Below are 25,681 nucleotides of genomic sequence, written 5' to 3'. Positions count from 1 at the left end.
AAGTGGCTGTTCACGTAGCGTTCCGATGCTTACCGGCCGTGCACGAGGAGGTCGCACATGGGGTCTGGGGTCATGCAGGCGCCGCTGATCGATCTGACAGTCACGACGCCCGGGGGGCCAGTGTCCGCCATGCCGGTCCGCGGCAGCAGAAGTCAGCGGCAGTCCGAGCCCCGTCAGGCGGCGGGCGTCGGCAGCTTCGCGGTGATCGCCGGCTCGCCCCGCAGCGGCAAGACAGCCCTGCTCAATGCCTTGATCCGGCGCGCCGAGCCGGCTCCGGCGGGCGACGCCTGGCTGGTCTTCCGGCACGGCGACAAGGCCGAGACCCGCGTGTTCGTCCCGGGTCACCGCGAGGCGCGTGCCGCCCTGGTCCCCGGCCAGCGCGACCCGCGGCCCGGCCCGACGCGGCCCGCCCGCCGCATCGAGATCAACCACTCCTCGAGCCTGCTCAAGCGCGTCGCGCTGGTCGACACGCCCGGCAGCGGGGGCCTGGATGCCGCCAACGCCGAGATCGTGCTCGACGCCGCCGAGCGGGGCCTCGGGCTGCTGTTCGTCGTCGACGCCGCGGCCCCGCTCGCCCGCGCCGACCTGGACCTGCTCGCCGCCGCCGCGGACCGGGCCGGCCGGATCGCGTTCGTGCTCACCCGCATCGACCAGCACGACGCCTGGCCCGAGATGCTGGTCGCCAACCGGGCGCTGCTCGCCTCCCGCGGCCAGCGCCTGGCGTCCGCACCCTGGTTCCCGGTGTCGCTGGACCCGGAGGCCGTCTTCGGCGTCGCCGAGCTGCGCCACGAGCTGGAGACCTGGGGCGAGGTGCGGCCCGCGCCGGTCGGGGTCGCCGCCGCGACCGTCTCCCGCGCCGGCGACGAGTGGCAGGAGCTGCTCGACCGCGAGATCGCCAACCGGCGGGTCGCCGCCGTGCAGCGCGTCTCCATCGACCTGGCGACCATCCACGTGCGGTGCGTGCAGGAGCTCGGCTCCGGCAAGGGCTGCCCGGAGCTGCCGTACGTGCTCGACCGCGAGCTGCACGCGCTGTCCGTGCGCACCACCCGCCAGCTGCGCGACGACACGCGCGAGGTGATCGCCGCGGTCTTCACCGAGCTGCTGGACACCGCGCCCGACGAGGTCGTCCTGGCCAGGATCGCCGCCGCGGCCCGCCGGGCGGTCGACTCCCTGCGCGACGACGGGCGCGACCGCGACCACGCGCTGCTGCTCACCGCCACCTCGGCGGTGGCCTCGATGGCCGGCGCGGCCGCGGTGGACAACCTCTGCGCCGTCGGCGGCGGCGAGCCGGCCGGCCAGGTGCTGCCGTCGCTGGGCGTCGCGCTCAACGCCAGCTGCTACGCGCTGTGGCAGCCGAAGAGCGCGCCGGGCGGGCCGCCGAAGCACGCGGACAAGAAGGACTGCCGGCGCTGGCTGCAGCACGCGCTGCGCGAGATCGAGGTCGAGATGGGTCACGAGCTGGGCGAGCGCTACACGGCACTGCGTCAGGCACTGGCCGCCATCGGTGGGGATGCGGTCGACCATGGCGTGCTGCTCGCTTGATGGCACCATGTTGGTATGGCGGCGCCGCAGGTCGTACCGATCGAAGAGACCCGTCTCGAGGCTGATGAGGTGCCCGAGACCGACCGTCCGTGGGTGACCGTGGTCTGGAACGATCCGGTCAACCTTATGAGCTACGTGACATGGGTCCTGCAGAAACTGTTCGGATTCAGCCGGGAGAAGGCCGAGCGTCTGATGCTCGACGTGCACCAAAAGGGCAAGGCGATCGTGTCCAGCGGGCCACGCGAGAAGATGGAGTACGACGCTTCCAGGCTGCAGGCCTACGGGCTGTGGGCGACGGTGGACAAGTCGTGACAGGTCCGGAGCGCAGCGCTGGAGCCGGGCACCGGGGGCACAGCGTCAGGTCGGGCCGCCGCCGGAGCGCAGCGGAGGTGGCGGCATGACGATGTTCGTTCGCAACGGGACCGTGTGCATCGCCCGGTTCGGCCCTGCCGAGGCCGCGGTGCTCAACGAGGTCATGCTCGAGGTCATCACGCTGCTGTCGGAGGGGTTCGACCGCGCCGACCCGGTGATCGCGCGGCTCTTCCCCGACATGTACCGCGACGACGCCGCCGCCTCGGAGGAGCTGCGCCGCTACCTGGAGGACGACCTCCGCTCGGCGAAGCTGGAGCAGGCGGCGCTGCTGCTGGACGTGCTGCCGGTGGAGGGCGGCGAGGTCGCACTCGACGAGGAGCAGGCCGAGGCGTGGCTGCGCGCGCTGACCGACGTCCGCCTGACGCTGGGCTCCCGGCTCGGGATCGACGACGACGACGTCGACGTCGAGGCGGAGCTCGACGAGGCGATCCTGAAGGACCCCACCTCCACGAGGGTCGGGCAGCTGTCGGTGTACCAGTACCTGACCTACCTCCAGGAGAGCCTCGTCGGCGCGCTGATGGCGTAGCTGCCCGGGCGGAGCGCGGCGCGGGCGGCGTGAGCGCGGTCACGAGCGAGTTGCCTTCAGGTTTCGGTAGGCTGTGGGGCGTGCTGACCATCGACGCCGCGATCCTCGACGCGATCGTTGCGCACGCCCGCCGGGACCACCCCGACGAGGCGTGCGGGATCGTCGCGGGTCCGGCCGGCTCGGACACTCCGGTCCGGCACGTGCCGATGGAGAATGCCGCCCGCTCCATGACGTTCTACGAGTTCGACTCGAAGGAGCAGCTGCGGCTGTGGCGCGAGATGGACGACGCGGACGAGGAGCCGGTGGTCGTCTACCACTCGCACACCGCCACCGAGGCCTACCCGTCGCGGACGGACGTGTCGTTCGCGGGTGAGCCGAATGCGCACTATCTGCTGGTTTCGACCCGCGACCCGGAGCAGACCGAGATCAGGTCGTTCCGCATCGTGGACGGAGCCGTCACCGAAGAGCCGGTTCAGGTAGTTAATGCAGTCGTGGACTCACACGCCGTCCAGTCATATCTCTTCGGGCAGAGCCCGACGACCGTCGACTACGAGTGTCGCGCAGGCAGCTGATCGCCGCCTGCCGTCGCACCATGTCCAGTCGTCCAGTTCACCGCTCGTACACAAGAGGAAATGATCATGGCTATCGAGGTTCGCATCCCGACCATCCTGCGCAGCTACACCGGCGGTGCCAAGACCGTCGAGGGTGCCGGTGACACCATCGCCGACCTGCTCGCCGACCTGGACAGCCGGCACTCGGGCATCAAGGCCCGCCTGCTGACCCCGGAGGGTGGCCTGCACCGCTTCGTCAACGTCTATGTCAACGACGAGGACGTCCGCTTCCTGGGCGCGCTCGACGCGAAGCTCAACGACGGCGACTCGGTGACGATCCTGCCCGCCGTGGCGGGTGGCGCGTTCGCGTTCGCGGCCGCCCACGCCCTGCGGGGCTGATCTGTCGTGGCGCGCTACGAGTCGGTGCTCGAGGCGTGCGGAAACACGCCGCTCATCGGGTTGCCCAGGCTGTCGCCGAGCCCGGAGGTCCGCCTCTGGGCCAAGCTCGAGGACCGCAACCCGACGGGCAGCGTGAAGGATCGGGTCGCGTTGTGGATGGTGAAGGCGGCCGAGGAAGCGGGCCGCCTCCGCCCCGGTGACACGATCATCGAGCCGACCAGCGGCAACACCGGCATCGCCCTGGCGATGGTGGCGAAGCTGCGCGGCTACCGCCTGGTCTGCGTCATGCCCGAGAACGTCTCGTCGGAGCGCACCGCGCTGCTGCGGATGTACGGCGCGGAGATCATCTTCTCCGAGGCCGCCGGCGGGTCCAACCGGGCCGTCGCGGTCGCGAAGGAGATCGCCGCGGAGCATCCCGACTGGGTGATGCTCTACCAGTACGGCAACGAGGCCAACGCCCGGGCGCACTACGAGACGACCGGTCCGGAGATCCTCCGGGACATGCCGACCATCACGCACTTCGTGGCCGGTCTCGGCACCACGGGCACGCTGATGGGCATCGGGCGCTACCTTCGCGAGAAGGTCGAGGACATCGAGATCATCGCCGCCGAGCCCCGCTACGGCGAGCTGGTCTACGGGCTGCGCAACCTCGACGAGGGCTACGTCCCGGAGCTGTACGACGCGACCGTCCTCACCAGGCGCTTCTCCGTCGGCACCCGCGACTCGGTGCTGCGGACCCGCCAGCTCGTCGAGGTCGAGGGCATGTTCGTGGGCTTCTCCGCCGGCGCGGTGCTGCACGCCGCCCTCGCGGTCGCCCACCAGGCGCTCAAGGCCGGCAAGCGGGCCGACGTGGTGTTCCTGGTCGCCGACGGCGGCTGGAAGTACCTGTCGACCGGCGCGTATGGCGGCACCCTCGCCGACGCCGAGTCGGCCCTCGACGGCCAGCTGTGGGCTTAGAGCGGCCTAGAGGCCCGTCACGATCCACCCGAGCAGCAGGCTCACCGAAGCGGCGCCGAGCAGAGCGAACGGCAGGCGCCGCTGGTGCACGCTGGCGAACGCGGCGATCGTGCACGCCAGGCCGACGAGCCCGATGACGATGACCGTCGGCGCGTACCAGCCCCGGGACGCGCTGACGAGTCCCACGAACGCCCGCAGCGCCACCGCCATGCCGCCGAGGCCGAGCAGCGCCGCCCAGCCGCAGACGGCGGCGAGGTGGCGCGGCTCCGGCGCCGGGTCGCGGTCCGTCGGCAGCCGGAAGGCGTCGGGAAGCTGCTGCCGCAGCCGCTTGGTCCTGGACACCTCGACGGTCACGTCCACTCCTGTTGCCCGGGGTCGTTTGGTGGCTTACGAATCCCAACGAGCCCGGGCGCCCGGCGTCACGCGACCCTGTCACGTTGGCGACATCTGCCGTCCGATCGTTCAGCCTTGCCTGCCAGTCCGGCGTAGGCTGCGCCACGTGACGGACTTGCCCATCGGCAGCAACCGGCCGGGCAACCCCCGCCGGTGCAGTCCGTCCGCGCCCGGTTGCTGTGCCGGTGCCGTCATCCGGCACCCCGGGTTGACGAACTATCCTCACCTGACCGGCGTGATCCACAGTGGCGCGCCCGCGTTGTTCTTAGGGGAAGCATGAGGCTCACCGTTCTCGGCTGCGCCGGCAGCTTCCCGGGACCCGAGGCGCCCTGCTCGGCGTATCTCGTCGAGGCGGACGGGTTCCGGCTGCTGGTGGACTTCGGCCCCGGGTCGATGTCGACGCTGCAACGGTTCTCCGGCCTCTACAACGTCGACGCCATCCTGCTCACGCACCTGCACTGCGACCACATGCTCGACGCGTGCTCCTACATAGTGGCCAGGCGCTACGCACCGTCCGGCCCGCTGCCGCCGCTGCCCGTCTACGCGCCGGTCGCCGCGCCCGAGCGCATCTCCGCCGCGTACGGCGGGGAGAACGAGCCGATGGCGATCAGCGACGTCTACACGTTCTACTCGCTGCAGCCGGGCAGCTTCCCGATCGGCCCGCTCCACGTCACCGTCGACCGGGTCAACCACCCGATAGAGACCTACGGCGTGCGCATCGAGCACGGGGGCCGGGTCATCACGTACTCCGCCGACACCGCCGCCTGCGACCAGCTGATCCGCCTCGCCCAGGGCGCGGACCTGTTCCTGTGCGAGGCGAGCTACCTCGACGGCGCCGACAACCCGCCGGACCTGCACCTCACCGGGCGCGAGGCGGCCGAGCACGCCACCAAGGCCGAGGTCGGCCGGCTGCTGCTGACGCACCTGGTGCCGGCGTGGGGGAGCGAGGCGCTGACCCTGGAGGCGGCGCAGGCCGCGTTCGACGGGCCGATCGACATCGTCCGGCCCGGCGCGAGGTACGACATTTAGGCAGCGTTCGCCGTTTGGTCAGTCGATGGTGGCCGCATGCACGGTCGCCGACCCCATGGTGTCGGCATGCGGATCGCGATCGTCACCGAATCGTTCCCGCCCGATGTGAACGGCGTCGCCCACTCCGTCGTACGGGTCGCCGAACACCTCGTCGCGCGAGGCCACGAGCCCCTCGTGATCGCCCCTCAGCCCTCCTCCGGGGCGCGGTCGGTCACCGGCGCCTTCCCGTACGAGATCATCCGGGTCCCCTCGGTCGCCACCCCCGGCTACGGGACCTTCCGGCTCGGCCTGCCCAGCCGTCGGCTCGCCGCCGCGCTGCGGGCCCACCGCACCGACCTGGTCCACCTGGCCAGCCCGTTCGTGCTCGGCGCCCGCGGCATGACGGTCGCCGCGTCGCTCGGCCTGCCGACCGTCGCCGTGTACCAGACGGACGTCCCCGCCTACGCCCGCCTGTACTACCACTCCGGCCTCGGCGAGCAGGCCGCGTGGCGGTGGCTGCGCCGCATCCACAACGCCGCCGACCGGACCCTCGCACCGTCCACCGCCGCCGCCACGGCCCTGCACAGCCACGGCATCGAGCGGGTCTGGCTGTGGCGCCGCGGCGTCGACGCCGCCCGCTTCGACCCCGGCCGCCGCAGCGCCGCCCTCCGCCGGGCCCTGCTGGGCACCGACCGGTCCGTGCTCGTCGGCTACGTCGGCCGGCTCGCCGTGGAGAAGCGCGTCGACCTGCTCGCGCCGCTGAGCCGCATCCCCGGCGTCCGCGTCGTGGTCGTCGGCGACGGCCCCGCCCGCGCCGCACTGGAGCGTGCCATGCCCGGCGCCGCCTTCCTCGGCGAGCGCCGCGGCGACCAGCTCGCCCGGCTCTACGCCAGCCTCGACGTGTTCGCCCACACCGGGCCCTTCGAGACGTTCGGCCAGACGGTCCAGGAAGCCCTCGCATCGGGTGTTCCGGTGGTCGCCCCCGCCCAGGGCGGCCCGCTCGACCTCGTGGACGACGGCCGCACCGGGCTGCTGGTGCCGCCCTGCGACGCGCTGGCGTTGCGCGACGCGGTCACCGACCTGGTCGCCGACCCCGAGCGCCGGCAGGCGATGGGCCTCGCCGCCCGCGTCGCGGTCGCGGCCCGCAGCTGGTCGGCGGTCGGCGACGAGCTGATCCGGCACTACACCTCCGTCGTCCCGGTGACCGTGCCGGCGGTGTCCGCGTGAGGATCGTCCGCCTGGCGAACTTCGTCATGCCCCGGTCCGGCGGTCTCCGCACCGCCCTGCGCGCCCTCGGCGAGGGCTACGTCGCCGCGGGCCACGAGTCGATCCTGATCGTGCCCGGCGAGGAGCACTCCGACGTGTCCGACGCGCAGGGCCGGGTGATCACGCTGCCCGGCCCGGTCGTGCCCGGCACCGGCGGCTACCGGGTGCTCATCCACCGGCGCCGCCTCGCCAAGCTCCTCGACCGCCTCCAGCCCGACCGGCTGGAGGTCTCCGACCGGTTCACGCTGCGCTGGACCGGCCGCTGGGCCCGCGACCGGGGCATCCCCGCCGTCATGGTGTCGCACGAGAGCCTCGCCGGGCTGCTCAGCTTCGCCGGGCCGGTCGGGGCGGCCTGCGCTGACCTGCTCAACGCCCGCAGCCACCGCGCCTACGACCAGATCCTGTGCACCACCGCCTGGGCCGCGGCCGAGTTCGACCGGATCGGCGCCGGCAACCTCGTCCGCGTCCCGCTCGGCGTCGACCTCGGCCTGTTCCACCCCTCGCGGGCGTCGCCGGCCCTGCGCGCGCAGTTCGCGGCCCCCGGCCAGGTGCTGCTGGTGCACTGCGGCCGGCTCTCGACCGAGAAGCGCCCCGAACGCTCCGTCGAGGCCCTCATCGCCCTTCGCGCCCAGGGCGTCGACGCGGCCCTGGTCGTCGCCGGCGACGGGCCGCTGCGCCCCCGGCTGCAGGAGCTGGCCGAGAACTACGCAGGGCACGCGGTGCACTTCATGCAGTTCGTCGCCGACCGCACCGCCGTCGCCTCGCTCCTCGCCACCGCCGACGTGGTCCTCGCCCCCGGCCCGATCGAGACGTTCGGCCTCGCCGCGCTGGAGGCCCTCGCCTGCGGGACGCCCGTCGTCGTGTCCTCGGCATCGGCCCTGCCCGAAGTCATCGGCGGTGCCGGAGCGGCCGTCCTGTCGGACTTCGCGGCCGGTGTACTGGAGGTGCTGGCCCGACCCGCGGACGAGCGCCGGCGGGCCGCCCGGGACCGCGCCGAGCGGTACTCCTGGCCGGCGGCCGTCGCCGGGTTCCTCGCCGTGCACGACGTCCCCGTCTCGGCGGGTGTGCCGTGACCGTCTTCGTCGCGCTCGGCGACTCCACCACCGTCGGCTTCGGGGACAGGATGCCCGACGGCTCCTGGCGCGGCTGGGCACCGATCCTCGCCGCCGCGCTCGGCGCCCGGCTGCACAACATCGCCCGCAGCGGCGCCCAGAGCGCCGACGTCGTCACCGAACAGCTGCCCCGCGCCCTCGAGCTGCGCCCCGACGTCGCCGCCGTCCTCGTCGGCACCAACGACACGCTGCGCAGCCCGTTCGACGCCACGCGGGTCGCCCGCAACCTGGAGCGCACCGTCGCCGCCCTCCGCGCGACCGGCGCCGAGGTCCTCACCATCCGGCTGCCGGACCCGGGCCGCATGTTCGGGCTGCCCGGCCCCCTGGCCCGCCCGCTCGCCCGGCGGATGCGCGACCTGAACGCCGCCGCGGACCTCGTCGCCGCCCGGCACGCCACCGTGCACTTCGACGCCGCGGGCAACACCGACTCGTACGACCGCCGCATGTGGAGCGTCGACCGCCTCCACCCGAGCGAACGGGGGCACCGCTTCCTCGCCTGCTCGTTCTTCGACCTGCTCGCGGCCCGCCTCGGCGGCGGTATCGGCACCCGCCCCGACCCGGCGCCGAGCAGCCCGCCGCCGACCCGCACCGCGCAGGCGTGGTGGATGGCGACCCAGGGCACCCGCTGGATGATCCGCCGCTCGACGGACCTGCTGCCGGGCCTGTTCGGCCTGGCCGTCACGGAGCTGCTGGGCCGCGACGCCGGCAACCTGTCCGCCGACCTCGCGCCCGAGCTCCCCCCGGGCCTGTCGCTGCCCGACCGGGTGGTTTGACTAGGCTGGACGCATGGCTCGTCCGGATGCTCGCGCAGCAGATCAACTTCGGCCCGTATCGATCACCCGCCAGTGGAGCATGCACCCGGAAGGGTCGGTGCTCATCGAGTTCGGCAACACCCGGGTGCTGTGCACGGCCAGCGTCACCGAAGGGGTGCCCCGCTGGCGGAAGGGTTCCGGGCTGGGCTGGCTCACCGCCGAGTACGCGATGCTGCCCCGCGCCACCACGACCCGCAACGACCGCGAGAGCGTCAAGGGCAAGATCGGCGGCCGTACCCACGAGATCTCCCGCCTCATCGGCCGCAGCCTCCGTGCCTGCATCGACCTCAAGGCCCTCGGCGAGAACTCGATCGTCCTCGACTGCGACGTCCTGCAGGCCGACGGCGGCACCCGCACCGCCGCCATCACCGGGGCCTACGTCGCCCTCGCCGACGCCGTCGCCTACCTGGCCGCCAACAAGAAGCTGGCCGGCAAGCCCGCGCAGGTCCTGCACCGCTCCGTCGCCGCCGTCAGCGTCGGCATCATCGCCGGCGAGCCGCGCCTCGACCTCTGCTACGAGGAGGACGTCATCGCCGACGTCGACATGAACGTCGTCTGCACCGGCGCCGGCGACTTCGTCGAGGTCCAGGGCACCGGCGAGCAGGCCGTGTTCTCGCGCGCCGAGCTCGACCTCCTCGTCGACCTGGGCGCCCTCGGCTGCGCGGAGCTCACCACCCTCCAGCAGAAGGCGATCGCCGGATGAAGCTGCTGCTCGCGACCCGCAACCAGAAGAAGCTCGTCGAGCTGCGCCGCGTCCTTGCCGAGGCCGCGCCGCACGTCTCGCTGGTCGGCCTCGACGACGTGCCCCCGTATCCGGAGTCCCCGGAGACCGGCCTCACCTTCGAGGAGAACGCCCTGCTCAAGGCCCGCGAGGCGGCCACCATCACCGGCCTGCCCAGCGTCGGCGACGACTCCGGCCTGGCCGTCGACGCCCTCAACGGCATGCCCGGCGTCTTCAGCGCCCGCTGGTCCGGCCTGCCCAGCGGCACCCCCGACCGCGACGGCGCCAACCTCCGCCTCGTCCTGGCCCAGGTCGCCGACGTCCCCGACGAGCACCTGGGCGGCGCCTTCGTCTGCGCCGCCGCCCTCGTCTGGCCCGACGGCCGCGAGCAGGTCTTCCGCGGCGAGATGCCCGGCCACCTGATCAGGTCCCCCCGCGGCGACGGCGGCTTCGGCTACGACCCGATCTTCGTCGCCGCCGGCTACGAGCTGACCACCGCCGAGCTTCCCCCCGCCGAGAAGGACGCCATCAGCCACCGCGGCAAGGCCTTCCGCGCCCTGGCCGCCACCCTCTGACCCACCCGTCCTCACCCGCGTGAGCGGCAGGAACCCCCGGATGCTCCGGCACCCCAGCGTTTCCTGCCGCTCGACCTGAGGCGGAAGATCCTGCCGCGCTCGGTGGCCGGAGCGGACACATCGCATCACGTGCCGCCCCGACCCGTGTCTGAGCGCGCCGCGGGCAGCGCCGGCGACGGCCCTCAGGCCAGGGTGCCGACCTCCCGCTCGATGGCGGCGCGCAGGGCGGGGCCCGAGACGGTCGCCCGCACCGCCTCCAGGACCGGGGCGAGGAACACGTCAGGGCCCGGCCCGCCGGCGTGCTCCTCGACCGCGGCCATCGCGATCCTGCCCGCCACCGACGGGGTGAGCGGAGCGCGCAGTTGCAGCCCCCGTACCGCGGACAGCAGCTCGACCGCGAGGATGCTGCACAGGTTGTCCAGGACGGTGCGGAGCTTGCGGGTCGCGGCCCAGCCCATCGAGACGTGGTCCTCCTGCATGCCCGACGTGGGCAGGGAGTCGACACTGGCCGGGGACGCGAGGCGCCGGTTCTCGGCGACGATGCCCGCCGCCGTGTACTGCGCGATCATCAGCCCCGAGTTGACCCCCGCGTCGGGCGTGAGGAACGGTGGCAGGTCACGCGACCGGCAGACGTCGAGCATGCGGTCGACGCGGCGTTCGGCGATCGCGCCCACCTCGGCCGCGGCGATCGCGAGGAAGTCGGCGGCGAACCCGAGCGGCGCCCCGTGGAAGTTGCCCGTCGACTCGACCCGGCCGTCGGTGAGGACGACGGGGTTGTCGACGATCGAGCGCAGCTCGCGGGCGGCGACCGTCGTCGCGAACTCGAGCGTGTCGCGGGCGGCACCGGCGACCTGGGGCGCGCACCGCATCGAGTACGCGTCCTGCACGGCGTGCTCATGGTCGTCGCGGTGCGAGTCCATGATCGGTGAGTCCTGCAGCAGGCGGTGCAGGTTGGCGGCGGAGGCGGCCTGCCCGGGGTGCGGGCGGATCGTGTGCAGCTCGGGCATGAACGGCCGGTCCGACCCCAGCATCGCCTCGATCGACAGCGCGGCGGTGACGTCGGCCATCGTGAACAGGTGGGCCGCGTCGGCGATCGCCATCAACAACATGCCGAGCATGCCGTCGGTGCCGTTGATCAGCGCCAGGCCCTCCTTCGACGACAGGGCGATCGGGCTGACCCCCGCGTCGGTGGCGCTGATCCTGGCGCCGTCCTTGGCGAGCACCCAGCCCTCGCCGATGAGCACGAGGGCGCAGTGCGCCAGGGGCGCGAGGTCCCCGGACGCGCCCAGCGAGCCGTGCTCCGGCACCCATGGCGTGATGTCCGCGTTCAGCAGGTCGACCAGGGCGGACGCGACCTCCGGCCGTACACCGGAACGCCCCATGGCGAGGGACCTGATGCGCAGCAGCATCATCGCCCGCACCACCTCCCGCGGCATGGGCGCGCCGATGCCGGCGGCGTGGGAGCGGATCAGGGCGTGCTGCAGCTCGGCGCGGCGCTCCGGCGCGATGAACGTGTTGGCGAGCGCGCCGAAGCCGGTCGAGACGCCGTACACCGGCCGGCCGTCACGCTCGATGGCGTCGACGATCGACCGGCTGGTGCGCATCGCGTCGAGCGCGTCCTGCGCGAGGGTCACCCGCGCGTTGCCCCGGGCGACCGCGATGAGGTCGGCGGGGGTGATGCCTGAAGCGGTGACGGTGATCAAACCAGCTCCCCATTGAGCATGACGGTGGATACGAGGGGCACACCCGGCCGGTACGCCAGGTGCAGGAACGACGGTGCGTCGAGGATCGCGAGGTCGCCGCGCGCGCCGACCCGCAGCTGCCCGACGTCGTCGCGGCGCAGTGCGGCGGCGCCGCCGGCGGTGGCCGCGAGGAGCGCTTCGGCCGGCGTCATCGCCATCTCCCGCACGGCCAGCGCCACGCAGAACGGCATCGACGTCGTGTACGACGAACCCGGATTGCAGTCCGTGGCGAGCGCGACCGTCGCGCCGGCGTCGAGCAGCGCCCGCGCCGGCGGGTACGGCGACCGGGTCGAGAACTCCGCCCCCGGCAGCAGCGTCGCCACCGTCGCGGACCCGGCGAGCGCGTCGATGTCTTCGGGCGTGAGATGCGTGCAGTGGTCGGCGGACGCCGCCCCGAGCTCGACGGCCAGCCGCACCCCCGGCCCGGCGGTCAGCTGGTTGGCGTGGATCCTGGTGCCGAGCCCCGCGGCGGCGCCGACGGTCAGGATCGCGCGGGAGTGGTCGGCGTCGAACGCCCCCCGCTCGCAGAACACGTCGACCCACCGTGCCCCGGCGCCCCTGGCGGCGCTCAGCATCGGACCGCACACGAGGCTCACGTAGTCGTCGGTCCGTCCCGCGTATTCGGCCGGCACCACATGCGCCCCCAGGAACGTCGTCTCGGCGCTGAACTCCCGCGCGATCCGCAACGACCGCGCCTCGTCGGCGACCGTCAACCCGTACCCGGACTTGATCTCCATCGTGGTGGTGCCCTGCCGCAGCGCCTCCTGCCGCAGCCGCGCCACGTTGGTCCGCAGCTGCTCGTCACCGGCCGCCCTGGTCGCCCCGACCGTCGTGCGGATGCCGCCGCCCGTGTACGGCTCACCCGCCATCCTGGCGGCGAACTCCCCGGCCCGGTCACCGGCGAACACCAGGTGCGCGTGGCTGTCGACGAACCCGGGCACGACCGCACCCCCGCCCGCGTCCACCCGCCCGTCAGCCGGCGGCGCGTCGGCCGCCCGGCCGATCCACGCCACCTTGCGATCGTCGACCACGAGCGCCGCCTGCCGCCTGATCCCGAGCGGCCCCTCACCCTGCCCCGGCACACACGTGACCAGCTCACCGATGTTGGTGACGAGCATCGACCTCATCCCCGCCCCCCGATCCCCACGTCGCCGACACCCCGCACGGTGCGACGACCATCGCCCAGGCCACTGGCAGCGAGCGTCGCTCTCCCGCCTGCCCTGACCGGCGTGGTGGCTCGGGCCGCGCTGAAACCGGCGGTGAGCGTCGCTCTGACCGCTGCCCTGGTCGGCGTGGTGGTTCGGGCCGTGTTGAAGCCGGTGGCGGGCGTCGCCCTCGTCGCTGGCGACCGCCGCCGTCGACCTACGCGGGTCGCGGTTCCCCGCCCGGGGCGGTGCAGCGCCGGCCGCCCGCCGATCGAAGCGGATGCCGGCGCGCCGGCCAGTGCTGCGCCGACACCGGACGCGGCGGGGCGGGCGCCGTCACAGGCGATGACGCGGCCGTCGACGGCGGCAAGGCGGCTGTCGACGGCGACGTGGCGGCTGGCGGTGGCGGCGGCGGTGGCGGCGAAGATCACGGCAGCAGGTTCTCCGCTGTCGTCGCTGTGGGTGGCGATGATGGCGGGTGCGGATTCCATTGATGGCTGCCGATGAGTGATGTGGAGGGCGGCGCCGACGTCGGGGACGGCGGGGCAGGTGCCGCTGCGGACGACGACGCGGCTGGCGACGGCGATGTGGCGGCTGGCGGCGGTCGCGGTGAGGCTCGCGGCGGCGGGTGCGCTGCTGTGGGTGGTGAGGGTGGCGGGTGTGGGGGTCATCGCCGGCTGCCGGTGAGTGTGGTGTGGAGGGCGTCGGTCAGGGCGGCGCCGACGTCGGGGACGGTGAGGTGGGCCCCGTCGCGGACGATGACGCGGCCGTCGGTGACGACGTGGCGGACGTCGGCGGCGGTCGCGGCGAACATGACGGCGGCCGGATCGCAGCCGGCGGTGCGGGGGGAGGCCAGCGAGACCGTGACGAGGTCGGCGCGGGCACCGGGGGTGATGGTGCCCGCGTCGGTCCAGCCGAGGGCGGCGTGGCCGGTGGCGGTCGCGGCCGTGATCAGGTCGGCGCCGGTGAAGTGGCCGCGGTGCTCGGTGTGAAGGCGCTCGTGCATCTCGACGCCGCGCGCCTCCTCGAACGGGTCGATCACGGCGTGGCTGTCACTGCCGAGCGACAGCGGGCTGCCCGCGTCGGTCAGCGAGCGGGCGTGGCCGATGCCGTCGGCGAGGTCCCGCTCGGTGGTGGGGCAGAAGCACACCCCGGTGCCGGAGTCGCCCAGCTCGGTGCGGTCGGTGTCGGTGAGGTGGGTCGCGTGGACGGCGGTCACCCGCGGCCCGGTCAGCCCGCGGTCGGCGAGCAGCTCCGTGGGGGTGCGGCCGTGGACCGCCAGGCAGGCATCGTTCTCCGCGCGCTGCTCCGACAGGTGTACGTGCACCGGCACCCCCTCGGTGTGCCTGGCGAGCTCGGTGAGCGCCGCCGCCGGAACGGCCCGCACGCTGTGCGCCGCGGCGCCGATCTTCGCGTGCGGTCGTGCGGCGAGCCGGCCGACGCGGTCCGCCCAGCTGTCGACGCCGGTGTCGCCGAAGCGGCGCTGGACCCCTTCCAGCGGGCTGCCGTCGACGCTCGACGTCAGGTACAGCGTGTCCAGCAGCGTGATCCTGATGCCGGCGTCGGCGGCCGCGGCGATCAGGGCCTCGCCCATCGCGTTGGGCTCGTCGTAGGGCGTGCCGTCGGGGCCGTGGTGCAGGTAGTGGAACTCGCCGACGCAGGTGATGCCGGCCAGGGCCATCTCGGCGTACACGGCCCGGGCGAGCCGGTGATAGGAGTCGGGGTCCAGCGCGGCGGCCACCGCGTACATCTGCTCGCGCCACGTCCAGAACGTGCCCCGCCCCCCGTGCGTCCGCCCGCGCAGCGCCCGGTGGAACGCGTGCGAGTGCGCGTTGGCGAACCCCGGCAGCGTCACCCCCGGCAACCAGACCACGTCGAGCCCTGCGGCCAGCGGCACGCCGGGGGTGACCGTGGTGAACCGCCCGTCGGCCACCTCGATCAGCACGTCGGCCGCGAGGCCGTCCGCGAGCCACGCCCACTCGCAGTGGAAGCGCGGCGGGGCGGTGGAAGGGGTCATCGGCACAGCCGGGCCAGGAGATCGGTGAGCTTCTCGACGCCGGCCGCGCAGTCCGCGTCCGTGGCCGACTCCTGCGGGGCGTGCGAGATGCCGGTGGGGTTGCGGACGAAGAGCATGGCGGTGTCGACGTGCTTCGACAGGACGCCCGCGTCGTGGCCGGCGGCGGTCGGCAGGACCGGGGCGCCGAGCTCCAGCGCCGCCAGGCGGCTGACGTCGCCGGCGAAGGCCACCTCCCCGGTCACCGACTCGGGGTGCAGGGCGACATGGGTGCCGTCGTGCATGGCGCGCTCCTCGGCGCGCTGGCGGATCGCGTTGACGAGCCGGTCGAGGGTGTCGGTGTCGGCGGCGCGCGCGTCCAGCCACGCCGAGGCGCGGGCGGCGATCGCGTTGGTCGCGTTGGGCGCGACGTCCACCCGGCCGACCGTGGCGTGGGCGCCGTGCGCCCTGGCGGTCTCGTCGGCGGCGAGGACGGTGTGCGCGAGGGTGAGCATCGGGTCGTGCCGGTCGAGCATCCGGGTCGTGCCGGCGTGGTTGCCCTCGCCGGAGAAGTCGAGCCGGTAGCGCCCGTGGGGCCAGATCCCGCTCGCCACCCCGACCGGGGCTTCGAGCACGTCGAGGGCGCGGCCCTGCTCGACGTGCAGCTCGACGAAGGCGCCGATGCGGGCCAGCCGGTCGGGGTCGGGGCCGAGCGTGTCGACGTCGAGGCCGGCCTTGCCCATCGCCTCGGCCAGGTGGATCCCGTCGCGGTCCTGCAGCCGCAGCGCCTGCGCCGGGTCGAACGCGCCGGTGAGCAGGCGGGAGCCGAGGCACGGCACGCCGAAGCGGGCCCCCTCCTCCTCGGTGAAGACCACCACGGCCAGGGGGCGGGTCGGTGTGACGCCCCGCTCGCGGAGCCGGTCGACGGCGAGCAGCCCGGACACGACGCCGAGCGGCCCGTCATAGCCGCCGCCGTGCGGCACCGAGTCGAGGTGGCTGCCGGTGACGACGGCGCCTTCGCCGTCGGGGGCGCCCCACCAGGCCCACAGGTTGCCGTTGCGGTCGACCTCCACCTCCAGGTCGCGGTCGATCGCCTCCTCGATGAACCACTCCCGGCACACCATGTCGGCGTCCGTCCACGAGTGCCGCAGGTAGCCGCCGTCGCCGCCGGCCATGCCGATGGGGCTGAGCGAACCCCACAGCGCCGCGAACCGCTCACCGGTCATCGTCATGACGTCTCTCCCATCGGCACCCGCAGCCCCGTCTGCCCGGCGACCTCGGTGGCCTCGTCATAGCCGGCGTCGACGTGCCGGAGCACGCCCATCGCCGGATCGTTGGTCAGGACCCTGGCGAGCTTCTGCGCGGCGAGCTCCGTGCCGTCGGCGACGGAGACCTGCCCGGCGTGGATCGAGCGGCCGATCCCGACGCCGCCACCGTGGTGGATCGACACCCACGACGCGCCGGAGGCGGTGTTGACCAGCGCGTTGAGCAGGGGCCAGTCGGCGATCGCGTCGGAGCCGTCGCGCATCGACTCGGTCTCCCGGTAGGGCGAGGCGACGGAGCCGGTGTCGAGGTGGTCGCGGCCGATCACCAGCGGCGCCTCGACGGTGCCGTCGGCGACCATCTCGTTGAACCTCAGGCCGGCCTTGTCGCGCTCGCCCTGCCCGAGCCAGCAGATCCTGGCGGGCAGCCCCTGGAACGCGACCCGCTCGCCGGCCATGCGGATCCAGCGGTGCAGCGAGTCGTTGTCGGGGAAGAGGTCGAGCACGGCCCGGTCGGTGGCGGCGATGTCGGCCGGGTTGCCCGACAGGGCGGCCCAGCGGAACGGGCCCTTGCCCTCGCAGAACAGCGGCCGGATGTACGCCGGGACGAAGCCGGGGAACGCGAACGCCCGGTCGAAACCACCCAGCTGCGCCTCGCCGCGGATCGAGTTGCCGTAGTCGAAGACCTCGGCGCCCCCGTCGAGGAACCCGACCATCGCCTCGACGTGGCGGGCCATCGAGTGGCGGGCCCGCTCGGTGAACTCCTCGGGCTTCTTCGCCGCGTAGTCGGCGGCGTCGCCGGGATCGACCCCGCTCGGCACGTAGGACAGCGGGTCGTGCGCGGAGGTCTGGTCGGTGACGATGTCGACCGGCACGCCCATGCGCAGCAGCTCGGGCAGCAGCAGCGCGGCGTTGCCGACGACGCCGACCGACAGCGCCCGCCGGGCGATCTGCGCCTCGACCGCGAGCCGCACCCCGTCTTCGAGCGAGTCGGCGATGACGTCGAGATAGCGGGTCGCGACCCGCCGCTCCAGACGCGTGCGGTCGACGTCGACGATCAGGCAGGCGCCACCATTCATCGTGACGGCGAGCGGCTGGGCGCCGCCCATGCCGCCGCAGCCCGCGGTGAGCGTCAGCGTGCCGGCGAGGGTGCCGCCGAAGCGCTTGGCCGCCACCGCCGCGAACGTCTCGTAGGTGCCCTGCAGGATGCCCTGGGTGCCGATGTAGATCCAGGAGCCGGCGGTCATCTGCCCATACATGGTCAGGCCGAGCGCTTCGAGGCGCCGGAACTCGGGCCAGGTCGCCCAGTCGCCGACGAGGTTGGAGTTGGCGATCAGCACCCGCGGCGCCCACTCGTGGGTCTGCAGCACGCCGACGGGGCGGCCGGACTGCACCAGCATCGTCTCGTCGGGCGCCAGCGTCGTGAGCGTGCGCACCAGCGCGCGGAACGACGGCCAGTCGCGCGCCGCCTTGCCCGTGCCGCCATAGACGACCAGGTCCTGCGGCCGCTCGGCGACGTCGGGATCGAGGTTGTTCATCAGCATGCGCAGCGCGGCTTCCTGCTGCCAGCCCCGGGCCGTCAGCTTGGTGCCGCGAGGGGCACGGACCGTCTCCATCGAACTCCTCGGGTTAGGGCAGGAAGACCTGGCGGGTGGCGGCGGCCCGCTCGAACGCCTCGAGTCGGGCCTGGGTCTCGGTCGGGGCGGCGTCGCACATGGCCTGCAGCAGCATCGTCACCATCGCCGTCGGTGCGCTGTGGGAGTCGAACACCAGCCGCGACCCGACGGGCGCGGGCAGGACGATGTCGGACTCGGCGGCGGCGGGGCTGACCGGCGAGTCCGTGACGGTCACGACGGTGAGACCGGCGGCACGTGCCTCCCGCAGCGCGTCGACCGCCTCGCGCGGATACCGGGGCAGCACAAACGCCAGCATCGCAACTGCGCCCGCCGCGCGTGCCTGATCCAGCCGATCCGCCAGCAGACTGCCGTGCTCGTGCAGCGGCCGCACGTCGGGGTGGACCTTGGCGGCGAAGTAGCTGAACGCCGTCGCCAGGGCGCGGGCGGCCCGCATGCCGAACACGGGCAGCGGCCGGCTGCCGATGAGCACCCGGCCCGCCTCGGCGAGCGGCTTGGGGTCGGCGAGCGCGTCGGCGAGGCGCTGCAGGTTGGCGATCTCGGCGCCCAGCGCCTGCTGGAACTGGTTGGTCTCGGTCTCGACCGGCTCGTCGTCGCGGGGCGGGCGGTGCTGGTAACCGTCGAACGTGACCCGGATCTCGTCGCGGAGCGCGTGATAGCCGTCGAAGCCCAGCGCCGTGGCGAACCTGGTGACCGACGGCTGGCTCACCCCGGCGAGCGTGGCCACGTCGCCGCTGGACAGATAGCCGGCCTGGCCGGCGTTGTCGACCAGGCAGCGGGCGATGCGCCGCTGGGCGGGCGTGAGCCGCTGCCCGTCGAACAGCTCCAGCAGTCGCCGCTCCATCTCCGATGTCACCGCCCGAATGTAAGAGTACATTCATGATCGAGTCAAGCGCATCAACTCATTCATAGTGTTGCCTAACCACGGGGTCGGCGTGCGACGCTCGCGGCGTGCGGTTGACCTACCTGGCTACCTACCCCGTCAAGAGCTGCTATCGAGTGGAGGCGGCCTCCGCCGAGGTGGAGCCGTGGGGGCTGGCCGGCGACCGCCGCTGGCTCGTCGTCGACGGCGACGCGAAGCTCGTCACCCAGCGTGACACCCCGGCCCTCGGGCGCATCCGGCCCGAGCCGCGCGACGGCGGGCTGACACTGCGGGCGCCCGGCGCCCCGGACCTGTGGGTTCCGTCGCCGCGAGGCGCCACCACGGACGTCCGGCACTTCTTCCTGTCGATCGCCGCCACGCCGGCCGGGGAGGCCGCCGACCGGTGGGTCTCCGGCGTGATCGGCCGCCCCGTCAGCCTCGTCTGGCTCGACGACCCGACCCGCCGCCCGGTCGAGCCGGACTACAGCGAGCCCGGCGACCGGGTCAGCTTCGCCGACGGCTTCCCGCTGCTGCTGGCCAACGCGGCCTCGCTCGACGCGGTCAACGACTGGCTGGTCGAGGGCGGCGACGAGCCCGTCGGGATGACCCGCTTCCGGCCCAACGTGGTCGTCGGCGGCGCGACCGCCTGGGCCGAGGACACCTGGATCGGCCGGCGGGTCGTCATCGGCGACGTGTCGTTCCGGGTGCCGAAGGCGTGCAGCCGCTGCGTCCTGACCACCATCGACCCGGAGACCGGCGAGAAGGGCCGCCAGCCGCTGCGCGTGCTCGGCGAGCGCCGCCGCTTCCCGGAAGGCCTGCTGTTCGGCGTCAACCTCATCCCGGACCACGAGGGCAAGATCGCTGTGGGCGACGAGGTGATCGTGGCATAACGGACCCGGCGGGGCGGGTGGCGGGTCATGATCAAGGGGTGACGCCCCTGCGGGTCCGGCCCCACCTCGCCGAGATCCTCGACCGGACCGGGCACGTGGTGCTGACGTTCAGCGTGCTCGGCAACCTGCTGCCCGAGCCCGAGGCCGTCGCCGGGCAGATCCGCGAGATGCTGCTGGACACCGGCCACCAGATGTCGATCATGGTCGGCGTGAGCGGCAACCCGTTCGACATGCTGGCCGAGGCGTACACCGCGGGCGAGGACCTCGGCAGGCGCGCCGAGCAGCTCGTCCACGACGCGGAGCTCGACGCGGCCGGGCAGGCACCGATCACGGCCGGCGCGCCCGCCCTCCTCGAGGCCTGCCGCGCCACCGGCCGCGCCGTCACCGTCTACGCACCGCACAGCGAGTCGGCGGTGGGTCGCTTCCTGCAGCACCACGGCCTGCGCGCCCTGGTCGGGCCGGCACTGGGCCGGGGATTCGCGATGCGACACCCTGCCGTCCGCACGATGGCTCCTGTACTGGAGGCGATCGGCGCCCACCCAGGCGAGACGGCGGTGGTGTGCGCGACCTTCTCGGCCATGTCCGCCACGCAGCGGGCCGGCGCCCACGCCATCGGTGTCGAACGCATCCGCGAGCCCCGCAAGATGCTGCACGGCGGCGAGGGCAGCAACGCCGTCGTGCAGTCGCTGACCCACCTCGCCGACGCCATCAGGGCCCGCGCCGCATGAGGCGGCGCCTCTGGTAGAACAACGCCCGTGTCGTTTCTGCTTTGGTCGGGACAGGCGATCGGGCACCGCCGCGCCGGCGTCGGCGCCCTCGTGGCGGTGGCCTGCGCCGCGGCGGCCGTGACGCTCTTCCCGGAGCACCCGTTCGACCGGCCGAAGACCCTGGCGGCCGCCACGCTGTTGTTCGTCGCCGCGTTCGCCGCCCTGGTCTGGGCTGCCGCGATGGCGCACGTCAGCGTGCAGATCAGCATGTACAACGTCCGCATCCGGCACGGGCTGCTGCCGATGCCGCCGATCCAGGTGCCGCTGCGCATGGTCAACAGCCTGCGCGCCGTCGACGTGCAGTCCAGCATCGCCCAGCGATGGGGGTGGACCTGGATTCCCGGTCGCGGCCGGGCGGTCATCGTACGGTCAGGGCCGGCGCTCCTGTTCGACTTCGCCGGTCGCCAGTTCACGGTCAGCGTCGACGACCCCGACGAGGCCGAGGCGGCCCTGAACCGGATGCGCAGCAGCGCCCGCTGACGCCGGAATTGGTGAAGCCCGGGGAGTATCCATCCCCGGGCCTCGATTTGCCGCCCAATTGCACACACCGGCACGTTTAAGATCGCAGATCAGCTTGAAGGCGTCGCGCTCTGCGATTGAGCTATCGGGCCGTGCTTGGAGGCCCGAACGGGAGTTGAACCCGTAGCCTCGACGACGAGGTCTGCGATCGGTCGATCCGGTGTTGAACGGCGAATGCTCAGACTGGAGCGAGAAGTTGAGTTTGTGTTTCGGCTCCCGCGGCCGCCTCTGCCATTGGGCTACGCCGTCACGAGTGACGGCGGAAGGAATCGAACCTTCACATTGACACCGCGCGCACCTGTCAAAACTGAGCCTCAGGTTCAGTCTGCGCTCCTTGCGCACCACCGATCTTAGTCGTCAGGAGAAGAGGAAGCGAAACACTTTCTCGCCGGCCTCCTGCTGCACGACCTCCGCGCCGTTGGCCTCCTCGCGGGCGAACTTCACCGCGGCCTGGAGCTTCTCGACCCGCTCCACCAGCTCGTTGACCCGCTGGGCGGGCAGCGCGCCGGAGAACTTCACGGTCTTCCAGTAGCCGATCACGACGTCCTCGTAGTACACCTCGACCTGCGCCGGGTGCTTCTCCGTGGCCTCGGCCTTCACGTGGTTGCGCGGGATCTTCTTGGTCCGGGTGGTCTGCGTCGGCTCGGTCGCATAGCAGTCCGCGGAGGCGTCATACACCCACGACTCGGACGCGTCGAGCACCGGCAGCTTCCGCACGAACGTCAGCAGGTCGACCAGCTGCTTCTCCAGGAACAGCAGGTAGGACACCGGCACGTCCCGCAGCAGCGGCGTGCCGTCGACGACGACGTCGGCGCGGGCGACGCAGTTGGTCCAGTCCTTCGTCGCGGTGACGTCGAAGAGCCGGGTCAGGATGGTGGCGGTCTGCCGCAGGATCTCGTCGGCCTTGACCTGCACGCGGGTGGACTCGGGCGGCAGCTGCTCGCCCTCCTCGTCCTTCGGGCGGTAGGTGCGCGCGATGCCCGCGAGCAGGGCGGGCTTCTGCAGCACGTGGTGCGCGTCGGTCAGTTCCTGGAAGGAGCGCGACTTGACGCCCTTCTCGACCGCGATGATCTGATTCAGCTTCGTCATGATGCGGCCGAGTGTACGAGCCGGGTACGACGAAATTCATCCGAGATAAACGTGGGGCCGGTGAGAGTCGAACTCACACTGGCACGGACCTAAACCGTGTGCCTCTGCCATTGGGCTACGGCCCCGCGTATGACCGGGCATCACTCTACTCAGGCCAGGCGCGTGATCTCGACGGTGACCCCGAGGTGTTTGCTCGGCGCGCCGTGATAGACGCCGCGCAGTGGCGGCACGTCGTCGTAGTCGCGGCCCCGGGCGACCACCACGTGCCGCGGGCCGACCGGGATCCCGTTCGTGGGATCGAAGCCTGTCCAATCGCCGGCCCACCATTCGACCCAGGCGTGGCTCTGCCCCGCGACCGTCTCGCCGATCTCCGCCTCGGCCTTCGGGTGCAGATAACCCGACACGTACCGGGCCGGGACACCCCTGGCCCGCAGCAGCCCGACGGTCAAATGCGCGATGTCCTGGCAGACCCCCTTGCGCAGCTTCCACGCCTCCTGGGCGCTCGTCTGCACGCCGGTGGATCCGGGCACGTAGGCGACGTTCTCCCGTACCCAATGCGACAACGCCTCGGCGGAGGCCTTCGGCGACCTGCCGGCGACCGCGTCCCACGCCTCACCGGCCAGATCGGCGTCGACGGCCGTCAGCGGGCGCTCCGTCAGCAGCTCCGCGTGGGTGTCGAGGACCGCGTCGGCGGCCAGCTCCGACCAGCCGAGGTCGACGACCGGCCGGGGCGGCGGCGTCACCTCGACGAGGCTGCTGGACACGACCCGCAGCTGCTGGTGCGGCCGGTGCAGGTCGAACGCGGTCACCTGCGTCGCCCAGTAGTCGTGGTACCGGTAGGTCGTCGCCCCCGGCGTGACCTCGACCTGGCTGAACAGCGTGGTCTGCCAGGGCAGCGTCAGCGGGGTCAGCCGCGCCTCGTTGTAGGACGCGGAGACGGTGCCCGCGTACCGGTAGCCGGTGACATGCCTGATCTTGAGACGCCAACTCATGATCCACCCCATGCGACGGTGCCCCAGGTGACGGGGGTTGACTGCGGGAAGTAGCGGGCCGTGATCGCCGCGCTGGCCGTGGCGCAGGTCTGTTGCAGCGCCCGCAGGTGCTGCGGCAGCTCCGCCAGGAGGGTGGCGGTGTCGGCGTACTCGAGCCGCGTGCGGATCTGCCCGATCGGCCGGCGCGCCGCGTCGGTGACGCCGGCCCGCTCGGTCGTCGGCGCCAGCTCGCGCAGGCACTGCTCGGCGGTGCCCAGCGCGTGCAGCGCCGACCGCGGGAACAGCCGGTCCAGCAGCAGGAACTCCGTGACCCGCTGCGGGTCGAACGTGCCGCCGTGGGTGCGCAGGAACGCCTCGTCGGCGCCGCAGGAGCGCAGCACGGTCCGCCAGCCCGTGATCTCGTCCGTGGTGTTGGTCTGGATCGACAGCAGCCGTGCGGTCATGTCGACGCGCTCCAGGCTGCGCCCCAGCACGAGGAACCGCCATCCGTCGTCGCGGCTCATCGTGGATTCGGCCAGCCCCGCCAGTACCGCCGAACGCTCCCGGACGAAGCTGAGGAACACGGTCGGTCCGAGCCGCTCAGCCGCGACCCGCCGGGACGCGAGCGTGTGCCAGGTGACGTTGAGGCACTCCCACATCTCGCTGGAGATCGTCTCGCGGACACCGCGCGCGTTGTCACGGGCGGCGACGATCGCGCCGGAGATCGCGCTCGGGTCCTCCGCGTCGAACGCGAGCAGCTCCAGCACGTCGCCCGTGGTGATCCGCCGGTCCTGCGGCGCGGGCGCGCCGAGCACCGACATCAGCGTCCGGCACGCGGCGTCCTCGTCGGCCCACGGGTCCTCCAGGAGCCGGCCGAGGAACGCGTCGAGGATGCGGGCGGTGTCGTCGGCACGCTCGACGTAGCGGCCGATCCAGAACAGGGACTCCGCGATGCGGCTGAGCACGGCCCCTCCTACTGTTGCTGCTGCTGTTGACCGGCGAGCTGCGCGGCGGCCGGGCCGGAGTCGCGGGGGCCGCCACCGGCCTCACGCGGCTCTGGCAGTTTGTGTTTCTGCGGTACTGACGGCGCGGGGTCGGTCGGATGCGCGAGCACCCAGGTGTCCTTGGAACCGCCGCCCTGACTGGAGTTGACGACCAGCGCGCCCTCCGGCAGCGCGACGCGGGTCAGGCCACCGGGCACCAGCCAGATCTCGTCGCCGTCGTTGACCGCGAACGGCCGCAGGTCGATGTGGCGCGGCGCGACCCGGTCCCCGAGCAGCGTCGGCGACGTCGACAACGCCACCGGCCGCTGCGCGATCCAGCCCCGCGGGTCCCGCTCGACCTGCGTCCTGAGCGCGGCGAGGGTCTCGTCCGACGCCTGCGGGCCGATCACGATGCCCTTGCCGCCAGCGCCGTCGACCGGCTTCAGCACGAGCTGGTCGAGCCGGCCGAGCACGTCGTGGAGGACCTCCGGGTCGCGGTCGTCCAGCCGGTACGTCTCGACGTTGTCGATGAGCGGCTCCTCCGACAGGTAGTACCGGATGAGGTCCGGCACGTACGTGTAGACGAGCTTGTCGTCGGCGACGCCGTTGCCCACCGCGTTGGCGAGCGTGACCTGGCCCGCGCGGGCCGCGTTGACGATGCCCGGGCAGCCGATCACCGAGTCGGGCCGGAAGTGCAACGGGTCGATGAACTCGTCGTCGACCCGCCGGTACACCACGTGCACCGGCCGCTCGCCCTGCGTGGTGCGCATCCGGACCCGGTTGCCGCTGCAGACGAGGTCGCGCCCCTCCACCAGCTCCACGCCCATCAGCCGGGCGAGCAGCGCGTGCTCGAAGTACGCGGCGTTGTAGACGCCCGGCGTCAGCACGACCACCGTGGGGTCCTCGACGCCCTCCGGCGCCGCGGCCCGCAGCGCCGCCAGGAGCCGGGCCGGGTAGTCGTCGACCGGCCTGACCCGCGCCTCGGCGAACAACGCCGGCATCGTGTGGGTCAGGGCGCGGCGGTTCTCGATCACGTACGACACCCCGGACGGGATGCGCAGGTTGTCCTCCAGGACGCGGAACCTGCCCTCCTCGTCCCGGATCAGGTCGACGCCGCTGATGTGCACACGGACCCCGTTGGCCGGCTCGATGCCGTATGCCTGGCGGTGGAAGTGCGCGCTGGTGGTGATCAGCTTCCGGGGCACGACGCCGTCGGCGAACACGCGGCCGGCGCCGTAGATGTCGGCGAGGAACGCCTCGAGTGCCTTGACCCGCTGCTGCACGGCCGCGGTCAGCAGGTCCCACTCGTGGGCGTCGAGGATCCGGGGGATCAGGTCCAGCGGGAAGGGACGCTCCTCGCCCGCATAGGCGAACGTGACCCCCCGGTCCGTGAAGACCCGGGCCAGCTGGTCGGCGCGGAACCTCAGGTCGGCCGGGGCGAGCGGCTGCAGCGCGGCGAACAGCGAACGGTACGGCGACCGCGGCAGACCGGGGCGCTCGAACATCTCGTCCCACGCCTCGAACATGGCCCCGGACATCGAATAGTCGTCGAAGATGTCCGCCATGGCGAGAGGCTAGGCACGGCCCGTT

The 25,681-nt window shown here is 72.9% G+C and carries 27 protein-coding genes and 2 tRNA genes; 15 read left to right on the top strand and 14 right to left on the bottom strand.

The window, feature by feature from the left end; translation table 11 throughout:
- Nucleotides 1-57 precede the first annotated feature (57 nt).
- The 6 genes from ABD332_RS10040 (at nt 58) to ABD332_RS10015 (ending at nt 4,347) form a co-directional block, all read left to right on the top strand.
- Complete coding sequence (locus ABD332_RS10040; RefSeq protein ID WP_344501533.1) at nt 58-1,542, top strand: dynamin family protein; 1,485 nt, start codon at nt 58-60, stop codon at nt 1,540-1,542.
- A 15-nt stretch (nt 1,543-1,557) separates the two neighbouring features.
- Entirely contained in the window at nt 1,558-1,854 is a 297-nt protein-coding gene (gene clpS / locus ABD332_RS10035) for an ATP-dependent Clp protease adapter ClpS (RefSeq protein ID WP_344501532.1), read from the top strand.
- A gap of 85 nt (nt 1,855-1,939) precedes the next feature.
- Nucleotides 1,940-2,440, top strand: coding sequence for a DUF2017 domain-containing protein (locus ABD332_RS10030; protein WP_344501531.1), 501 nt, complete (start codon nt 1,940-1,942; stop codon nt 2,438-2,440).
- 80 nt (nt 2,441-2,520) lie between these two features.
- Nucleotides 2,521-3,012 carry a M67 family metallopeptidase gene (locus tag ABD332_RS10025; protein WP_344501530.1) on the top strand — a complete coding sequence of 164 codons (492 nt, stop codon included), beginning with the start codon at nt 2,521-2,523 and terminating at the stop codon, nt 3,010-3,012.
- A gap of 66 nt (nt 3,013-3,078) precedes the next feature.
- Nucleotides 3,079-3,390 carry a MoaD family protein gene (locus ABD332_RS10020; protein WP_344501529.1) on the top strand — a complete coding sequence of 104 codons (312 nt, stop codon included), beginning with the start codon at nt 3,079-3,081 and terminating at the stop codon, nt 3,388-3,390.
- A gap of 6 nt (nt 3,391-3,396) precedes the next feature.
- Entirely contained in the window at nt 3,397-4,347 is a 951-nt protein-coding gene (locus ABD332_RS10015; protein ID WP_344501528.1) for a PLP-dependent cysteine synthase family protein, read from the top strand.
- A 6-nt stretch (nt 4,348-4,353) separates the two neighbouring features.
- Here the strand turns inward: ABD332_RS10015 and ABD332_RS10010 are convergent, their stop codons facing one another.
- The gene (locus tag ABD332_RS10010; RefSeq protein ID WP_344501527.1) at nt 4,354-4,701 is read right to left on the bottom strand and encodes a hypothetical protein; all 348 of its coding nucleotides are present in this window, start codon (nt 4,699-4,701) and stop codon (nt 4,354-4,356) included.
- Between the two features lie 315 nt (nt 4,702-5,016).
- On the opposite strand from ABD332_RS10010, the gene ABD332_RS10005 reads away from it, so the two are divergent.
- From ABD332_RS10005 to rdgB, 6 genes are all read left to right on the top strand, one after another.
- On the top strand, nt 5,017-5,769 hold the full coding sequence (locus ABD332_RS10005; RefSeq protein WP_344501526.1) for an MBL fold metallo-hydrolase: 753 nt from the start codon (nt 5,017-5,019) through the stop codon (nt 5,767-5,769).
- A 66-nt stretch (nt 5,770-5,835) separates the two neighbouring features.
- Nucleotides 5,836-6,975 carry a glycosyltransferase family 4 protein gene (locus tag ABD332_RS10000; RefSeq protein ID WP_344501525.1) on the top strand — a complete coding sequence of 380 codons (1,140 nt, stop codon included), beginning with the start codon at nt 5,836-5,838 and terminating at the stop codon, nt 6,973-6,975.
- A complete protein-coding gene (locus ABD332_RS09995; RefSeq protein WP_344501524.1) occupies nt 6,972-8,087 on the top strand; it encodes a glycosyltransferase in 1,116 nt (371 codons plus the stop codon). Before ABD332_RS10000 ends, ABD332_RS09995 begins: the two co-directional genes overlap by 4 nt.
- On the top strand, nt 8,084-8,899 hold the full coding sequence (locus ABD332_RS09990; protein WP_344501523.1) for an SGNH/GDSL hydrolase family protein: 816 nt from the start codon (nt 8,084-8,086) through the stop codon (nt 8,897-8,899). Before ABD332_RS09995 ends, ABD332_RS09990 begins: the two co-directional genes overlap by 4 nt.
- A 13-nt stretch (nt 8,900-8,912) precedes the next feature.
- On the top strand, nt 8,913-9,641 hold the full coding sequence (gene rph / locus ABD332_RS09985) for a ribonuclease PH (protein WP_344501522.1): 729 nt from the start codon (nt 8,913-8,915) through the stop codon (nt 9,639-9,641).
- The gene (gene rdgB / locus ABD332_RS09980; RefSeq protein ID WP_344501521.1) at nt 9,638-10,234 is read left to right on the top strand and encodes an RdgB/HAM1 family non-canonical purine NTP pyrophosphatase; all 597 of its coding nucleotides are present in this window, start codon (nt 9,638-9,640) and stop codon (nt 10,232-10,234) included. Before rph ends, rdgB begins: the two co-directional genes overlap by 4 nt.
- A 182-nt stretch (nt 10,235-10,416) precedes the next feature.
- Here rdgB and hutH read toward each other — a convergent pair whose 3' ends face one another.
- From hutH to ABD332_RS09945, 7 genes are read right to left on the bottom strand one after another with little or no spacing between them, the layout of a single operon-like run.
- A complete protein-coding gene (gene hutH / locus ABD332_RS09975; protein ID WP_344501520.1) occupies nt 10,417-11,937 on the bottom strand; it encodes a histidine ammonia-lyase in 1,521 nt (506 codons plus the stop codon).
- Nucleotides 11,934-13,103 (bottom strand): imidazolonepropionase, encoded by a 1,170-nt coding sequence (gene hutI / locus ABD332_RS09970; RefSeq protein ID WP_344501519.1) that lies wholly within the window; start codon nt 13,101-13,103, stop codon nt 11,934-11,936. The genes hutH and hutI overlap by 4 nt, the downstream gene beginning before the upstream one ends.
- The gene (locus tag ABD332_RS09965) at nt 13,100-13,792 is read right to left on the bottom strand and encodes a hypothetical protein (RefSeq protein ID WP_344501518.1); all 693 of its coding nucleotides are present in this window, start codon (nt 13,790-13,792) and stop codon (nt 13,100-13,102) included. Before ABD332_RS09965 ends, hutI begins: the two co-directional genes overlap by 4 nt.
- Nucleotides 13,789-15,138, bottom strand: coding sequence for a formimidoylglutamate deiminase (locus tag ABD332_RS09960; RefSeq protein ID WP_344501517.1), 1,350 nt, complete (start codon nt 15,136-15,138; stop codon nt 13,789-13,791). Before ABD332_RS09960 ends, ABD332_RS09965 begins: the two co-directional genes overlap by 4 nt.
- A complete protein-coding gene (locus ABD332_RS09955; RefSeq protein WP_344501902.1) occupies nt 15,135-16,340 on the bottom strand; it encodes an allantoate amidohydrolase in 1,206 nt (401 codons plus the stop codon). The genes ABD332_RS09960 and ABD332_RS09955 overlap by 4 nt, the downstream gene beginning before the upstream one ends.
- Nucleotides 16,341-16,342: 2 nt before the next feature.
- Complete coding sequence (gene hutU, locus ABD332_RS09950) at nt 16,343-17,992, bottom strand: urocanate hydratase (RefSeq protein WP_344501516.1); 1,650 nt, start codon at nt 17,990-17,992, stop codon at nt 16,343-16,345.
- Between the two features lie 13 nt (nt 17,993-18,005).
- On the bottom strand, nt 18,006-18,854 hold the full coding sequence (locus tag ABD332_RS09945; protein ID WP_344501901.1) for a MurR/RpiR family transcriptional regulator: 849 nt from the start codon (nt 18,852-18,854) through the stop codon (nt 18,006-18,008).
- Nucleotides 18,855-18,961: 107 nt separating this feature from the next.
- Between ABD332_RS09945 and ABD332_RS09940 the strand changes: the two genes are divergently transcribed.
- Genes ABD332_RS09940 through ABD332_RS09930 form a run of 3 tightly spaced genes read left to right on the top strand, consistent with a single transcriptional unit; the run spans nt 18,962 to nt 21,009 of the window.
- A complete protein-coding gene (locus ABD332_RS09940) occupies nt 18,962-19,762 on the top strand; it encodes an MOSC domain-containing protein (RefSeq protein WP_344501515.1) in 801 nt (266 codons plus the stop codon).
- 38 nt (nt 19,763-19,800) lie between these two features.
- Complete coding sequence (locus ABD332_RS09935) at nt 19,801-20,490, top strand: HAD family hydrolase (protein WP_344501514.1); 690 nt, start codon at nt 19,801-19,803, stop codon at nt 20,488-20,490.
- Between the two features lie 27 nt (nt 20,491-20,517).
- Complete coding sequence (locus tag ABD332_RS09930) at nt 20,518-21,009, top strand: hypothetical protein (RefSeq protein ID WP_344501513.1); 492 nt, start codon at nt 20,518-20,520, stop codon at nt 21,007-21,009.
- A gap of 136 nt (nt 21,010-21,145) precedes the next feature.
- Here the strand turns inward: ABD332_RS09930 and ABD332_RS09925 are convergent.
- The 6 genes from ABD332_RS09925 to ABD332_RS09900 all read right to left on the bottom strand — a co-directional run bounded on the left by ABD332_RS09925 (nt 21,146) and on the right by ABD332_RS09900 (nt 25,656).
- Nucleotides 21,146-21,294 (bottom strand) — tRNA-OTHER (locus ABD332_RS09925).
- 111 nt (nt 21,295-21,405) lie between these two features.
- Entirely contained in the window at nt 21,406-22,137 is a 732-nt protein-coding gene (locus tag ABD332_RS09920) for a DUF7873 family protein (RefSeq protein WP_344501512.1), read from the bottom strand.
- A gap of 52 nt (nt 22,138-22,189) precedes the next feature.
- Nucleotides 22,190-22,262 (bottom strand) — tRNA-Leu (locus tag ABD332_RS09915).
- A 24-nt stretch (nt 22,263-22,286) separates the two neighbouring features.
- Nucleotides 22,287-23,129 carry a transglutaminase family protein gene (locus ABD332_RS09910; protein WP_344501511.1) on the bottom strand — a complete coding sequence of 281 codons (843 nt, stop codon included), beginning with the start codon at nt 23,127-23,129 and terminating at the stop codon, nt 22,287-22,289.
- Entirely contained in the window at nt 23,126-24,073 is a 948-nt protein-coding gene (locus ABD332_RS09905) for an alpha-E domain-containing protein (protein WP_344501510.1), read from the bottom strand. The genes ABD332_RS09910 and ABD332_RS09905 overlap by 4 nt, the downstream gene beginning before the upstream one ends.
- A gap of 8 nt (nt 24,074-24,081) precedes the next feature.
- Entirely contained in the window at nt 24,082-25,656 is a 1,575-nt protein-coding gene (locus ABD332_RS09900; protein ID WP_344501509.1) for a circularly permuted type 2 ATP-grasp protein, read from the bottom strand.
- Between the last annotated feature and the right edge of the window lie 25 nt (nt 25,657-25,681).

The organism is Dactylosporangium maewongense (genome assembly GCF_039531485.1).
Taxonomy (GTDB): domain Bacteria; phylum Actinomycetota; class Actinomycetes; order Mycobacteriales; family Micromonosporaceae; genus Dactylosporangium; species Dactylosporangium maewongense.
Note: the sequence above shows the minus strand (reverse complement) of the source record. Positions and strands in the feature narration are given on the sequence as shown.

Excerpts from the sequence above, each read along its gene's own strand:
- ABD332_RS10040 (WP_344501533.1), top strand. The coding sequence starts at position 58 with ATGGGGTCTGGGGTCATGCAGGCGCCGCTGATCGATCTGACAGTCACG.
- clpS (WP_344501532.1), top strand. The coding sequence starts at position 1,558 with ATGGCGGCGCCGCAGGTCGTACCGATCGAAGAGACCCGTCTCGAGGCT.
- ABD332_RS10030 (WP_344501531.1), top strand. The coding sequence starts at position 1,940 with ATGACGATGTTCGTTCGCAACGGGACCGTGTGCATCGCCCGGTTCGGC.
- ABD332_RS10020 (WP_344501529.1), top strand. The coding sequence starts at position 3,079 with ATGGCTATCGAGGTTCGCATCCCGACCATCCTGCGCAGCTACACCGGC.
- ABD332_RS10005 (WP_344501526.1), top strand. The coding sequence starts at position 5,017 with ATGAGGCTCACCGTTCTCGGCTGCGCCGGCAGCTTCCCGGGACCCGAG.
- ABD332_RS10000 (WP_344501525.1), top strand. The coding sequence starts at position 5,836 with ATGCGGATCGCGATCGTCACCGAATCGTTCCCGCCCGATGTGAACGGC.
- rph (WP_344501522.1), top strand. The coding sequence starts at position 8,913 with ATGGCTCGTCCGGATGCTCGCGCAGCAGATCAACTTCGGCCCGTATCG.
- rdgB (WP_344501521.1), top strand. The coding sequence starts at position 9,638 with ATGAAGCTGCTGCTCGCGACCCGCAACCAGAAGAAGCTCGTCGAGCTG.
- hutI (WP_344501519.1), bottom strand. The coding sequence starts at position 13,103 with ATGAGGTCGATGCTCGTCACCAACATCGGTGAGCTGGTCACGTGTGTG.
- ABD332_RS09965 (WP_344501518.1), bottom strand. The coding sequence starts at position 13,792 with ATGACCCCCACACCCGCCACCCTCACCACCCACAGCAGCGCACCCGCC.
- ABD332_RS09960 (WP_344501517.1), bottom strand. The coding sequence starts at position 15,138 with ATGACCCCTTCCACCGCCCCGCCGCGCTTCCACTGCGAGTGGGCGTGG.
- ABD332_RS09955 (WP_344501902.1), bottom strand. The coding sequence starts at position 16,340 with ATGACCGGTGAGCGGTTCGCGGCGCTGTGGGGTTCGCTCAGCCCCATC.
- hutU (WP_344501516.1), bottom strand. The coding sequence starts at position 17,992 with ATGGAGACGGTCCGTGCCCCTCGCGGCACCAAGCTGACGGCCCGGGGC.
- ABD332_RS09945 (WP_344501901.1), bottom strand. The coding sequence starts at position 18,854 with ATGGAGCGGCGACTGCTGGAGCTGTTCGACGGGCAGCGGCTCACGCCC.
- ABD332_RS09920 (WP_344501512.1), bottom strand. The coding sequence starts at position 22,137 with ATGACGAAGCTGAATCAGATCATCGCGGTCGAGAAGGGCGTCAAGTCG.
- ABD332_RS09910 (WP_344501511.1), bottom strand. The coding sequence starts at position 23,129 with ATGAGTTGGCGTCTCAAGATCAGGCATGTCACCGGCTACCGGTACGCG.
- ABD332_RS09900 (WP_344501509.1), bottom strand. The coding sequence starts at position 25,656 with ATGGCGGACATCTTCGACGACTATTCGATGTCCGGGGCCATGTTCGAG.